General features: G+C 25.3%; 1 protein-coding gene. It reads right to left on the bottom strand.

Annotated features, from left to right (window positions below; translation table 4 throughout):
- Nucleotides 1-24 precede the first annotated feature (24 nt).
- Nucleotides 25-16,983 (bottom strand): hypothetical protein, encoded by a 16,959-nt coding sequence (locus AAHM97_RS02765; RefSeq protein WP_342269434.1) that lies wholly within the window; start codon nt 16,981-16,983, stop codon nt 25-27.
- Between the last annotated feature and the right edge of the window lie 52 nt (nt 16,984-17,035).

The following is a 17,035-nucleotide window of genomic DNA, read 5'->3' as shown; positions in this document are numbered from 1 at the left end:
ATCTCTCCTTTAATCATAATTATATTAAACATTTCACATCTCAGAAATTAAACGATTTAATCCCTTACGATAAGTACTTATATCATTTTTAGACTCTGCTAGATCTAGTAAATTAACAAGTTCAGAAATAGAATTATAAGATATATTATTTTTTTCTATTTTTTCTTTTATTAGTTTTCCAGCTCTTAATGCTAAAGTATCACTTCTTAAGGACTCTTTATATATTTGTGAAATTATTTTTTCCGCTGATGCAAAATCTCTTTCCTTATATGCCCTCTTATATGAGGAAGCCAAGCTATTTACTCTATTTAAATTTGGAATAATTTTATTAGCTCGATTAATATCGAGCCTATTAATTTGCCCTATCATATTGATAAGCTTAATATCTGGTCTTGTTATATCTTTCATTTTACCAATTACTTCTTGATAAGAGTTTTTGATAGTATTACTATCAGAACCGTTTTTTAGATTTGATATATATTTATTTGTTAGTCTATATGCTTCTCCACTTTTTTGAGATGGTGTTGTAAAAGCAGATCTTATATTTTTTATAAGCGCTGAATATTGTCGTGTATTGACTTGATTACTATTTCTATTAGTACCAAGATTATTCATAGGAGCATCTATTCTTCTACCAGCTGCATCAATTCCTTTTGGAGTTACTGAACCAATTAAAGCATTATCATCATCAATATTTCCAAATGAAAGATTTCTAATTCTTTGTTCTTTTGAACCTAAATTTGGTTTAACATTTGATGCTCTTTTTTTAGATATTGCATTTTTTTTATCAAAAGATGGAATTGCTCATGCGTCATTATACACTTCTTCTTTTGGTACTGGGGGTTTATTATTTGTACTGATATTTTCATTTTCATTTAATCTGCTAGCTTTATTTTTTTGTTCTCTATTTATAGATTGTTCATTATTTTTATAGTCATCAAAAACAGAATGATCATTATTAAAAATATTAGCTGGCGGTTCATAATAACCAGGGTTGCTATTTTCTGCAAATTTAGGTTGTAAATCTTGTTCTCTACTAAATTGTTCTTCAGCTTGTTTTAATTGAGTTAATGTGTCTGAATTTGTTACATCATTTAAATCAGTTCATGGGCTATTTTTTAGATTTTGTTGTTGTTGAGGTTGAACTGGTCTTTGTGAATCTGAATATTTTGGTTGAGGTTGAAATTGATCTACAGTTTCTTTGTCTCAAACACTATCCTCGATTGAAGGATTTACTCTTTGTTGTTGAGGTTGAACTGGTCTTTGTGAATCTGAATATTTAGGTTGAGGTTGGAATTGTTCTACAGCTTCTTTATCTCAAATGCTATCATCGATTAAAGGATTTACTCTTTGTTGTTGAGGCTGAACTGGTCTTTGTGAATCTGAATATTTTGGTTGAGGTTGAAATTGTTCTACATTTTCTTTATCTCAAACGCTATCTTCGATTGAAGGATTTACTCTTTGTTGTTGAGGTTGAACTGGTCTTTGTGAATCTGAATATTTTGGTTGAGGTTGAAATTGATCTACAGTTTCTTTGTCTCAAACACTATCCTCGATTGAAGGATTTACTCTTTGTTGTTGAGGTTGAAATTGATCTACAGTTTCTTTGTCTCAAACACTGTCTTCGATTGCTACATTTAACTGTTGAGGAATTGAAGATGTTGTTTCATCATCATCTAAAAATTCTGAATTATTAAAACGATCAGTTTCATTATTTACAATATTACTACTATTATCGGTTATATTTTTTCTAAATAAATTATCATTGTTATTATCTGTTGTTGTTATATTGATGGAATCATTTAGAGTTTTTATATTATTAGAAACTTCATTTTTTTCTAAATTAGCTGCTTGACTTTTTTGTTCTTGACCATTAAATTGATTAAAATTATCACTATCACCTAATGGGGTTGAATTTTCGAAAATTATATCCATGTTGTTTGGTTCTAATTGTGTTGATAAAATATTTTTATCATGAACGACAACTTCATCATTGACAAATTTAACTTCAGCATCAGGGTTTATTTTTCTAGTTTCTTTTTTAATTTTATCTATTACACTAGTATTGTCTTTTATAGCGCTGTTAATTTGTTTTTCTGTGCTACCAATTTGTTTTTCAATTTGTGAAATATTTTTATTTTCTTGGTCTAATTGAGATTGAATTTGTTTTCTTTCTTTTTTATCAAGATCTTTGTTTTTTAATTGATCTTTTAATTTGTTTACTTCATTCTCTTTAGTTTCTAAATTATCATTTAGTTCTCTTAGTGAATTTTGTTTTTCTTCAATAGGAATAATTTGTTTTTTTAATGTGTCTATTTTTGGAGATGTAATTTGATTTTGAGTTGGGGTTTCAAAAACTATTTCATCATTTTCTTTTTGTTGAGTAAATTGTGCATCATTAAATAGACCATCGACTCTATCGTTGGTTGATAATGGAATGTTGTCGATAATATTTGTTGGTTCTGTTGGTTTTGTTTGTTCAAATTGTGTTGATAAATTATTTTTATCATGAACAACAACCTCATCATTGACAAATTTAACTTCAGCATCAGGGTTTATTTTTCTAGTTTCTTTTTTAATTTTATCTATTACACTAGTATTGTCTTTTATAGCACTGTTAATTTGTTTTTCTGTGCTACCAATTTGTTTTTCAATTTGTGAAATATTTTTATTTTCTTGGTCTAATTGAGATTGAATTTGTTTTTTTTCTTTTTTATCAAGATCTTTGTTTTTTAATTGATCTTTTAATTTGTTTACTTCATTTTCTTTGGTTTCTAAATTATCATTTAGTTCTCTTAGTGAATTTTGTTTTTCTTCAATAGGAATAATTTGTTTTTTTAATGTGTCTATTTTTGGAGATGTAATTTGATTTTGAGTTGGTATATTTTCAGTTGGGGTTTCAAAAACTATTTCATCATTTTCTTTTTGTTGAGTAAATTGTGTATCATTAAATAGACCATCGAGTCTATCGTTGGTTGATAATGGGCTGTCAAATACACTATGTATTCCATCTATATTTTGTTTATTTTCAGAAGATATATTTTTATTATAAACAATTACTTGGTCATCAAGAAATGCAACCTCAGCATTTGGATCTAAATTTATAGATTCATCTTTTATCTTATCAATTATTGCTATATTATTATCACTGGCAACATTAATTTTATCTTGTGTTTCTTTAATGTTATCTTGAATAGTTAAAAGCTCATTTTTTGCTTCTTCAATTTGATTTTGAATTTGATTTTTTTCAGATTCGTTTATATCCTCATTTTCTAATATATTATTTAAATCAGAAATTTTGTTATTTGTATTTCTCATATTTGAATTCATTTTTTCCAAATTAATTATATTTTCTTGCACTGGGATAATTTGTTTTTTTAATGTATCTATGGGTAGTGAAGATATTTCTTGTTCAGTAGAAATATTTCTGACTCTATTTAATAACTCTTCATTCTGATCTTGAGCACTCAGTGTATCATTAAATAGACCATCGAGTCTATCGTTGGTTGATAATGGAATGTTTTCGATAATATTTGTAGTTTCTGTGGCTTCTGTTTGTTCAAATTGTGTTGATAAATTATTTTTATCATGAACAACAACCTCATCATTGACAAATTTAGTTTCAGTATCCTGGTTTATTTTTATAGTTTCATTTTTAATTTTATCTTCTGTAAAATTAGAAATATTTTCTTCATTATTAATTTGGCTTTTATTTTTATTGATTTTATCTTGAATTAACGATACTTCACTTTTAGTTTCTTCAATTTGCGCCTGAATTTGATTTCTCTCAGACTCATTTATATCTTCGTTTTCTAATATATTATTCAAATCAGAAATCTTTTTATTTTTAATTGTAATTTCTGGAATTAATTTATCTAACTCATTTTTATTTTCATCATTTTCAATACCTTTTGATTCAATATCGGGTGAAACTACTTGTTGTTCAATTGAGTTAACATTAATGGCATCTAAAATACCTTCATTAGTTAATGATTTTTCTGAATTGATATTATCGGATGAAAAATTAACATCATTGGGTGTTATTACATTCTTTTGAGAAACATCTAAAAGAGAATCAATTTGTACTGATTCTTCTATTGTTTGATTTTTATCATGAACAACAACCTCATCATTGACAAATTTAACTTCAGCATCAGGGTTTATTTTTCTAGTTTCTTTTTTAATTTTATCTATTACACTAGTATTGTCTTTTATAGCACTGTTAATTTGTTTTTCTGTGCTACCAATTTGTTTTTCAATTTGTGAAATATTTTTATTTTCTTGGTCTAATTGAGATTGAATTTGTTTTCTTTCTTTTTTATCAAGATCTTTGTTTTTTAATTGATCTTTTAATTTGTTTACTTCATTCTCTTTGGTTTCTAAATTATCATTTAGTTCTCTTAGTGAATTTTGTTTTTCTTCAATAGGAATAATTTGTTTTTTTAATGTATCTATTTTTGGAGATGTAATTTGATTTTCAGTTGGTATATTTTCAGTTGGGGTTTCAAAAACTATTTCATCATTTTCTTTTTGTTGAGTAAATTGTGTATCATTAAATAGACCATCGACTCTATCGTTGGTTGATAATGGAATGTTGTCGATAATATTTGTTGGTTCTGTTGGTTTTGTTTGTTCAAATTGTGTTGATAAATTATTTTTATCATGAACAACAACCTCATCATTGACAAATTTAACTTCAGCATCAGGGTTTATTTTTCTAGTTTCTTTTTTAATTTTATCTATTACACTAGTATTGTCTTTTATAGCACTGTTAATTTGTTTTTCTGTGCTACCAATTTGTTTTTCAATTTGTGAAATATTTTTATTTTCTTGGTCTAATTGAGATTGAATTTGTTTTTTTTCTTTTTTATCAAGATCTTTGTTTTTTAATTGATCTTTTAATTTGTTTACTTCATTTTCTTTGGTTTCTAAATTATCATTTAGTTCTCTTAGTGAATTTTGTTTTTCTTCAATAGGAATAATTTGTTTTTTTAATGTGTCTATTTTTGGAGATGTAATTTGATTTTGAGTTGGTATATTTTCAGTTACATTTAAGGATGGAACATCCTTAATTAATTCTGTATCATTGGTATTTAATATATCACCTAAACCTAAATTTCGATCTTTACTTTGCAAGGTATTATTTACTAAATTAACTTTTTCTTTTTCAAGTTTTTTAATTTCTACAACAATTTCATCAACTTGTAATAATAAACTTTCTCTTTCATCTAAACTCAATTCTGTATTGGTTAATCTTTCTCTAATTTCATTTAAATCAGTTTGATTATCATTAATTTTCTTGTCTATTTCAGAAAGATCTATTTTTGTTTGAGTGATTTTATTTGCCACAATATCATCCTCTGACAATATATCTTTATTTAAAATATGTGCTTGCTCATTGTTATCAAATTTATTAAAATTATTTCTATCATAATTAATAAAATCATCTGAGTTAACTTGTAGGTTTATATCTTCATTAATATTTTCTTTATATAAACTATTATTAGAAATTAAATACTCTAAGTCTATATTTTCTTTATTTGCAGTTTTTCTTAATAATTTTTTAGATTTTATTAGTTCCTTGTTATCATTTTCTAATTTTTTTATATTGTTATAAATTTGCTTACGTTCGTTTTTAGATAATGATGTATCTTTAGCTTTATCTTTAAGATCATTTATTTTTAAAACATTTGAATCTATATTTTTTATTAAATTTTTGTATTCAGATACTAATTTTCCTTCCAAAATACTTTCTTTAACCATTGTTAAGTTCATAGTTTCAGATCCAACTTCTAAATTAGATTTTTGATCTATGTCAGTAAATACATCATCAATATTTTTACTATCAACATTTTCTTCTATTGATGGTAATGAGTTTGTTTGATTAATTGCACTATCTTCAATAAAACTTGATGAATTTATACTATCCCCTATTTTTGATGTCTCAATATTATCAAGCAATTCATTTTGGTCTTCTTTTTCTAAAAGAGAAGGCATGATATATTCATCATCATTTCTAGATTCAGATGAAAATTCTTTTTGTTCGAAAACATCATCAATATAATTATCCTCGCTAGATGTATTTTTATTAACATCCACTTGGTTTTCTGTCAACTCAGAATATAAATTTTCATCATCACTTATATCTGTAGTTAGTTCTTCTTTAATATTATTTTCCTGGAACTGATTGTTGTCTTTTTCTTTATTTTCATATGATTGATTTGATAAATCATTAGATAGATCATTATTAAAAATTGATTTTTTATCCTTGATTTCTTGTAAATCATTTTCATTGTTATTGAATTTAGAAAAACCATCACCTTCATCTATGATGGGTGTTTGATATTCACCATTTTCATTGTTTGAATAAAGACTCTGTAATTTTTCTTCGTCATTAATAGTTTTGTCTCCAAATTTTGTAAAATCAGAGTCATTTAAATGATTGTTTAAATCTTTTTGAGAAATATTATCAACTTGTTCATCTTGTATACTAAAAATTGATGAAGAATCTTTTAGAGTATAATTTTCATTCTCTAAATCATCACCTATAGATCTATTTATATTTTTGTTAATGTCATCTAAATTTCCTAAATCTTTTTCTCCATTAGGATTTTTCATTTCAGTATTAAAATCAATATATTTCTGATTATTAGCGTTATCATCTATATTACTATTTATTTTATTAATTAATGACTGTTCTTCATTTGATTCATTAGCTAATGCAGTATCATTATACAATTCTATAATAGATTTTCTTTTTTTGCCCGCTCTTCTAACTCCATCAATAGATTTTTTATAACCATCACTCGCCAAATATAGACCTAACTCAGTGTCATCTTGACTTTGTGGAAAAATAGCACTTTGATTTCTAATAGCAGATTTGTTATTTTTATATTTGTTTTTTGTAGAATTAATAATATCAAAATTATTTAGATCATCGTTTTCTTGGCTAACACTTAAATCTTCTTCATATGATTCTCTATAATTACCATCATCAATAATTTCTTCAATTTCTGGTCGTTTTTTTGTAACATTTTTAGTTATTACAATTTCTTCATTACTATTATCTGAGATATTTTCAAAAGTTTCAGTTTGACTAGTTTGTTTTTTACTGTCTGCTAGAGAATTTATTGCATTAATAATTCCTTTTGAATCAAATTCTAAATCTTTTGGCCAGTCAATATTATTTTCAATATTTTGATATAATGATTGCGGTTGGTTTGAATGTGGTGGTTGATAATCAGGATTGTATTTTTGTATAAACGGTTCTTGTGAATAAACACTATTGACTTGATTATTAATACCTTCACCAAAACTTGATTTACTTAATGGTTCACTAATAGATTGTTCAACTGTTGGTTGAGGTTGAATTACTTGTTGGGGTTGATATACTTGTTGGGGTTGATATACTTGTTGGGGTTGGATTATTGGTTGGGGTTGATATACTTGTTGGGGTTGATATACTTGTTGGGGTTGGATTATTGGTTGGGGTTGATATACTGGTTGGGGTTGAATTACTTCCTGAGCTTGAAAAGGAAAGTGTGATTCTACTGTTCTACTTTCTGGAACTATTGATGAATTAACAGGAACATATCTAACATCTTCTCTTTTTTGCGTAGATATATTAGAAATTATATCATTGATTGCCCTAGTTTGTTGATTTATAATATCTGGGTTTATTAGATAGTTAGACCCCCCACCATATCCAATTGGCACATCAAAAACATCTTCAAATTTATTTTTTTCACTTTTATCTCTAAATATTTCTTTTTCATTTAATTTATCATCATCTGTAAAAAGTAATAGTTCTTTTTCTTCAATTTTTTCTGCATTTTTATATTCAATAAAATCTACATCTTTAAAGAAAACTTTAACTAATTTATTTAATCTATTTTTAATATACAATTTGTCTTCTGATGGTGTTACTAATACCCCTTTACTATTTTTGAATTGATTATTTTCATCAAGTGCAACAGGATTTCCATCTATATCAATAGTATATAATCTACGACCAGTAGCTATTATTTCAATTCCCTCAATATTTTTATAAAATGGCATCTTGAATTTTTTCTTAGATTTCCAATCAACAGAAGCATATTCTCCGTCACTATTTTTAACAAAAATATTTGTAGGGCTTGCTAACGCTTCATTCCCATCTCTATCAACATATTTTAATGCATAATTAACTTTATGATAATTTCCATGACTATCAAGTGTATATAATAATTTATCTTTAACTCATTTTGCTATTTGGTCACTATCAATGAACCATGGAGATGCATCTTTAAAAATTTTCTCATAATCCATATATTCTAATTCATCTAAATCAATTTCTCTTAAAACTAATGGTATGTGATTTCCATCTTCATCAATAATGAATTGTTCATTATCTAGGGCAGATTTTATTTCTCCATTATAATCTACATATAAATTATTTTTATCGACAGGAACATATTCACCTTTACCATTTTTTGTAAATATTTGTGCATTCTCAACAATTATTTCTTCATTGTTTTTATTTATATAAAATGGTTTTGATTTAATATTACTTTCTCTTCAGATAACATGTTTATATAATCCAACACTGTTTTTGATATAAAGAATTTGGTCCAATGCGGAAATAATTTTTCCACTTTGGTCTTCATACTCAAAATCACTATTAAGGGGAATATAATCTCCATTAATTAGCGCATATACTGTTTTATTTCCTATAGGTTTAAATTTACCACTTTTTGTAACATAATATGGTTTATAATTTGGTGTGATGCTTAAAGATATTTTAATGTAGTTTTCATTATCTACTCATTTAACATTTTTATATGAACCATCTTCATCGATAATATATATTTCATTAATATCTGCTTTTATAATATTTGTATCATTATCTAAATATTGAAGTTTAGAATCTAAGATAAAATATTTTCCCATTTTACTTTTTGCCAATAAAGATTTATTCTGAAAGAGTTTGATTTTTCCTTCATCATCAAGGATATATGGTCTATATTCTTCATTAATAACCTCTACATAATTATCAAGATCGTCGACAACATAAAGGGTGTTTCCTTCTGCTTTTATTGTCTTACCTTCCTTATTAATATATTCAAAATCCTCATTAACGCTAATATAGTTATCATTATCATCTTTTATATAAAATGATTCATGATCACAAAATACCTTATTATTTTCTTTATCAAGATAATATTGCTTAGTTATTGTATCAATAAGTTTCTCACTGTCTTGATTGTCTATTTCTCAACTTAGTGGCACATACTTATTATCGGCCAATCTTATAAAAAGTTCTTTTTCTTGTGCACTATATCTTTTTTTATCAGCATCTCGATATCAAAAAGATTTATCAACTAATGAATATTGATTGTTTTTATTCAATACATATAATAAATCACTTTTATCTATAAATACTTTATTCCCCTTATTATCTAAATAATAAGGGATTGAAACTTTTGTCACTAATGGAATGTATTTATTATTTTCCTTATAAAAAATCTCACGATCTTTTGCATTTTTAACTTCTCCATTTGCATCAATATAATGAAAATCATTATCAATAACAACAAAATTGCCATAGTCATCTATAGTATATGTCTTAATTTTATCAATTGATATTTGTTTTCCATTTTTATCAATAATAAATGGTCTTGAATATAGAAGTTCTTTATCATTTTCATATTTAATCCCAGTGATATCATTATAAATAACAGGAACATATTCACCTAAATGGTCAATAATAAACATTTCCATATTATCTGCATTGAGAATATGGCCTTCATTATCAACATATTTTTTAAATTTATTAATCGGAACAAATAGACCATTTTTAAGTAGGACAAAAAATATCTTATCATGGGCTGGGACAAGATTGCCAACATAGTTATAATAAGATGGTACACTTTGTTCTCATATTACATCAATATATTCTCCATTTTCATTTTTAATAAAACATTTAATATTTGAAATAAGTGCAGTATCTATATTATTTTCGAATGATTTGATTTTTTCAAATTTACCTTCATCATTTTGACGGTATAAAGGCATATTTTTTGCAGGAATTTTATTTTTATTTTGATCAAGATAGTAAGGGATTTTATTTGCATTATTCTCTATAAAGTTAATGTCCAATTCACTATATTTTATTCATTTAACTAACTTATAAAATCCATCATTATCAATAGCAAAAAGATCTGAATTTCTAGCATTTTTTTGAAATCCATCAGTATCAATATAAAAGAAATTACTGTCAATTTGTGTGTAATTGTCTTTAGAATTTAGAACAAATAATTGTTTCATACTTACATCAAGATATTCACCATTAGCCTCTAAAGTATATGGTCTTTTTACTTCAACAATAATTGGTATCATTTTTTCAGAAGTATTTTTTATAAATTTTTCTCTTGCTAAGTACAAATAATTTATATCATTATTTGATGGTAAATATTCATTAAATTTTCCAAATTCATCAACAACATAAAGTGGCAAATCACGAGGCAAATCATAAATTTGTCCATACTCATCTATTACATAAGATGTTACAATTTTAAAATGATTTGTATTTAATGAATCATCTTCATAACTTCATGACACCAATTGATACTGTAAATTTTTATCTAAAAAATAGATATTTTTTTCTTGGGCATATTTTAATTGACCATCTTTTCCAATATATTCTAAGTTATTGTTTAATGCTAAATACGCTCCGTTAATATCTTTTGTGAACAATTTTTTATTTAAAAGATTAATATAGCGCCCAATCTCATCAACATAATATGGGGTTTTATAAGGAACAGTATAGCGATATGATAATTTAACATAATCCCCATTTTTATTTTTTGTGTATGCATTTTCATCATCTGCTTTTTTAAATATATTCTCTTCATATTCAAATAAATTATTTTTATCAATAGGAGTATACTCTCCAATTTTATTTTTTGCATAACGGTTATTCATATCAACAATAACTTCATCAAGATTATCATCAATATAATATGCAACTCTTGAATCATCTGTATATTTATTTATTATTGGAATATATTTTCCGTCATTATTTTTTATAAATTTTTCTTTTAAACCAACATCAGCAACTTCATTTTGATTTTTATAATATGTTCCATCATCCAAAACAGGGACAAAAACTCCAACATCATTCAATGTATAAAGTTTTTCGTTTGGACCAACTTCAATAAGATCATCACCATTTTTGTAATAATTCTTTTTCTCAATATATTTTTTTGAATAATACTCAGAGTTTATGATTTGGTCTTTTGATAATTTTGTCACATCAAAATAAGGAGAAACACAAATAATTAATTCATCTGTAATTTGAATAACTTTATTTTGTTCATCAACATATGTAAGGTCATCGTTATATTTATAAAAATTACCATTAGCTACAATAATGTTTATATTATCATCGCTTACAATAACCTCATCACCATCAGAAAATTTTATTACCGGATATTTTTCTTCATTAATATATTTAATATCTTCAAATGTTTCATCATCTTTTTGTTCAAATAATAAATATTCAACTGGGTCGAACTCGACAATGTCACCATTAAAATTTATAAATGTATTATTATCTCTTAATTTATAAACTTCCCCATCTTTGGCAAGAACAAAAATTCTAGATATATCAATTTGTTTAATATTATTATCTTTATCTCTAACAGTGAAATTGTTTACATATCGATTTATAGGATGAACCCCTTCAATGACAGGATCTGTTCTATCTGGAAGTTCAAAATCATAAATTGCTTGATCTAATTGAATTAAATCTTTTTCTACATATGATGTATCTTCAATTATTTGTTCTGCTGATTTTGATTCAATTGATTGTTCTACTTGTTCAAAAATTTTAGGAGCAACTTTATAATCAAATTCTGTTGTTTCTTGTTTTTCTAATAAAATCTTAGCATTGTCAAAACTTGGTGCTCAAATTATTTTTTTATATTTTTTGTTAATAATTACATATATATTTTTTTTATCAGCAAGAAGATCTTCTTCCCCTGTTAATGAATTATATCTTAAATTTTCATCAAGAATAGCATATGATTCAGGTTCAACCATTGTGTAAATTCTTTTACTTTTTGACTTGCGAATATTTTTATCATTAGCAACAACATATGTTTTATTTACAATACTGTCATAAGTGTTTTTTTCTATAGACGTTATTGTTGTTCTAATTCTCATTCACTCTAAAGGAATTCGATCACTATCAACTAACATCACTATTGGTAATCCATAAGCATTTATACGGGCCTTATTTTTTTGTCGGATAAATAAATCATCAGATATTCTAATCAGATTATCGTTTCTTGAAACAACAAAAACATTTTCCAAGGAATTAATTTTTTTCTTACTTTTACCATCATTTAAACAAACTGCTTTTGATTCGCTTAAAGTAATAAGGTTTTTGAAATTATAGTCATTGTATTGGAAAAACTTATAATGAACTTTTACATATTTTTTACGGCTAGTTAGTAGCTTTGTATAAATATTGTCAATATCTGCTTTTATTTTGTTTTCATTATCATAATAATTTAAATCACTATCTAAAAGATAGTAGATACCATTTATACATGTATATAAATTATTATCTGGGCCAAGAGGATATTCATCTCCATATGCATTATATATGAAAGGTGTATCTTCTGTATTTTTTATTTTATTTTCTATCTCTGCTAAACTTAATATACATATTTTTCATTTAACACGTTTTCCTTTTATATATCCTTGTGAAGAAAAGCATTTAAGATTTGATAAATGTAATGGGATATTTATTGGCGAAGGGACATACTCAACACCATTATTTGCAATTGCAGTCCCTTTTTCACTAGTATATTCTATTTGTTTAGAACTAATCATTATTTCTTCACCATCATTATTATTAACATATGGTTTTAAAACAACGATATTTGTCATATTCAAAACAAAATCAGTTTGTTCAAATCTAGTTTTATAAAATTTTACTTCATATGATTTTTTATTAATTCTTGTTGTACATTGATAATATGCACCATGTAAGATTTTTCCATCAAGTGTAAATTTATATTTATCATCTAATGTGTGTGAGGCGTTACTATCCTTAATATGTGCAATTATTTTATTTCCACGAGGAATAAAATCTATTTGTCCTTTTTCATTAATATAATAAGGTATTAATTCTTCTACATAAAAATCATAAGCTTGACCATTAATTTTAAAATAAGCATCAATAAAAGTCAGTTTCGCTGGCTTTCCAGATATATTCATTGTAAAAACTCGCTTATTAAAAGCGTATTTATATTTTCTGTCAACATCAATATAACCATAGTTTTTATCTAGAGGTACTTTATCTCCTTTTTCCTTAAATCAAATATTATCAAGATTTGCAACTATTCTTTTTCCATTTTCAAAATAAATTCCCAATTTTTTTATTTCTTCATCAATAATCTCTTCTTTAATTTCTGAATCAAGATAAACTCTTGATTTAAAAACAGCAGTTGCTTTTTCTAGAAGTTGATTAAACATTCTAACACTAGTTCCTAGGTTTGCCATAATTTCGGCTTTATCTAAACGAGCTAATTTTCCACGATTATTTATAAAACGAATAATTTGGTTGATCGCTAAATTTTCTTTATTGAAAAAGTCAACTCTTCGATGTAAAATATTCATATTGATAGGTATTTGTTTGAACTCTTTAAAATGAAGTTTACATTTATTTTCTTGATAGACCCCTCAAAGGTTAATTCTTTCTGCAATTTTCTTTTTACCTTTAGTATCTAGATAGTGCATATCTTCATCTACTTCTGCCATTTTATCATTTGTAATTGCGTTATATATTTTTCCAGAAGTATATTGTACAAACTCAAAATCATCTGTTATATAAAACAAATGTTTTTTAAATTCTTTGATTTCACTTTTGCTTGTTCAATAAGGTACAAAATCCTCAAAATTTATTTTTACTATTTCACCATTATAATCTCTTGAAAATAGTGGTTCATTTTCAACAAACTTTTCATTGTTATTTTTATCTTTATAATCAAAATTTAGGCCAATTTTTATAGCCTCTCCCGTATTTGTTATTAAAAAAATTCTATTGTAATCGACTAAATATTTTTTACCTTGTGGTTTGAGATAAAATGGAACAACTTTTTTTTGTGTTTTTGGGTCAATTAAAGCATTTTGTTCTTCTGCAAATTTAATCCCAGTGAATATGTATGTTATTTTTTGAAACTCACCATCATCATCGATAATATATCTATTTTTAATATCACAATGAACCTTTTTATCTCGATAATTAAAATATTCATTGTTAGAATTTAATGGCTTAAATGAACCATTTACATCTTTCCCATATAAAATTAAATTGTCAATATGAGATAGTTGTTTGTTACTATTAATATAACATTTAGCATAAAAAAGATCATCCCCAACCTCAAATACATATTTTCCTTTATCATTTCCATAACTTAGTAAATCAAATTCTCCACCTTTTAATAAAATCTGTTGAGCATTTTCTAGGACATATGAATTTCCTTCAAAAAATTTTGGGATTTTAACTTCAGTTGGAATAAGCATATTATCTTTTTCATACTCATATAATTTTCTTGCTTCTTCAATAACATTTTCATTTACAAAATTTTTACTATTGTCTATATTAAAAAGTTCTACCTCACAAAGATAGATATTATCAGAAAAAAGGATTTTTTCTTCAGTTACAATTGAAGAAAAGTATTTTTCTTTATTTTTTCATAATCCTTCAAAATTAAAATTGAGTTCTTTAAACTTTTTCTTATATAATTTTTTTATTCTTTTGTCTGCGCTTGCAGATATCTTATGTATTTGATCATTTTCAACATCAATAATAAATTCAGTATTATCTAATGAAGATGCAACTGTCTCAACAGCGTGTGGTGGGACCACTTCTATATGTTGAGTCTTTAATATATCATCATCTGAAAGCTCATAATATTCCTCTTCATCTGGAACACCAATCATTCTCATCTTAGTAGCATAATCTAATTTGCTAACATCATCAAGAATATTTGTTGGGTCTTGATTTTTATTTTCAACATCATCTTGTTGAAAATCAATTGCATTAGTTTGATCTTCTTCTAAATTATTATTTATGTTATCTAGAATTTCTTGATCAGGATTATTTTGTTGATAATGTGGTTGTTGATAATTATCATAATAGATGACATTGCCATATTCATCATATTGATATGGAGCATTAGGGTCATATTGATTATTAGGACCATACTGAGCTTCTTGAGGATATTGATTATTAGGGTCATAATAATTATCGTCTAAATTATATTCTCTATTATCAAAATATTCAGGTTCTTTATTTTGAGAAAATTTTTCAGTAGCACGATCTTCATCTTCATCATCGGTACTTAAAATATCATTATTAATTTCCAAATTGGGGTTAAAGACAAGATCTTGACTATCGCTAATTATTCTCGATTTATCCCCATCAATACTTTCAATTTTATTTCCATTAATATCAAAATTAGTTACATTTTCTTCTTCAATTGACTCGTTAATATGGCCTTTATTTATTTGTTTTATAGTCTCTTGTTTTTTATCTTTAATAAATGTATTGTTATTAACAATAAGGTTTGGAATTGAAATTTCTTGTTCAAAGCCATTTAAATCATAAGGTAAATAATCATTATTTTTTTCATCAAGAATATTTTTATTAATTAGTTTTTCTAGGTTTGATTCTAAATTATAAATTTGACTTAAAAGTTGAACATGATTACCATATTTTTCTGTATTATCAAAAGTTTCAGTTTCATCATAAATAGTAGCTGTTTTTCTGAGGTTTTCTTGAAAATAGGGTTCATTTATATTAGTGTTAAAAGTTTGGGGCTTTATATCATTATTTATTTTTTCCCCGTTTAGATCAAGGTCTTCTAAATATTGTGTTGCATCCATACCCAAAATATCATCATATTTATTGCCACTATGAGGTTTTGCTGAAAATTTGCTTCCTTTTTTTATAAGGTATATCCCACGCTCTTTCTTATTTTTGCTTTTATCTAATAATTCATTTTTTTCATTCTTAGCATATTCTTCTGTAACAGATTTTTCATACATTGTATTATTAAGAAGGTTTTGCAATGCTGCGGGTTTTTTCTTATTAAGATTAATTATTTCAGAAGTTATTCTTAATTTATTTGGATTAACATATTCTTTTACAACCTCCTTACTAAATTGAGGATTTAATCTTGTAAAATTTCCATCAAAAATTAATTTATTAATTTTATTTGATAATTCATTAATATTGCTTAAACCACCAATAATAGTATATATTCCCAATCCCAATGATATAAGAATAGGTAGTAGATTTAGAAAATAAAAAAATCCAAATATTGATGAATTTAATGTATAAACATTTAATTTAAATCAATTTCAAAAATCCAATCAAAATATCATATTGTTATTAGAGCTGTCATAGCCCCTGATACTATTGGTATTTAATTGCATTATTGAAAATTTCTCTTGGTCATAAATACAAGAAAAAGAACCAAAAACAAATGGAGAAATTGCCACTCTTTGAAATAAAAGAGCTAAAATATCAAAGACAAAAAAAGTCCAAATAAAATTTTTTATACGTAAATAATCATTTACTATTTTTACAATTTCAACCCCTTTATAACTTATAATATTTTTACTAGATTGATTTGTTTTAATTAAATAAATAAGATAGCCGATTGTTGTCACACCAAATATAATTGGTATAAAATAAATTAGAAATAATGATGGGGTTAGAAAAAAAACTTTTTTTTCTGAATTATATGAAAATAAAAGATTAACAACAAAACCATTTGATCTTAGGGAATTAATTAATTGTAAAGTATTAATACCAGGAGAAATAGAATAAAAAAAACCACTCAATGCTAGAAGCGCGCCAATTGTTCCGATAACTCAATACATTTGTATTGTTTTTTTGGTATTTTCTAATAATTTTAAATGCATTTTATTCCCCTAAAAATTAATAAAATTATAAAAATTAAATTTTATATGATAT

The organism is Spiroplasma endosymbiont of Aspidapion aeneum, assembly GCF_964031045.1.
Lineage (GTDB): Bacteria > Bacillota_I > Bacilli_A > Mycoplasmatales > Mycoplasmataceae.
The sequence above is the reverse complement of the archived record's forward strand: the minus strand, read 5'-3'. Positions and strand labels throughout refer to the sequence as shown.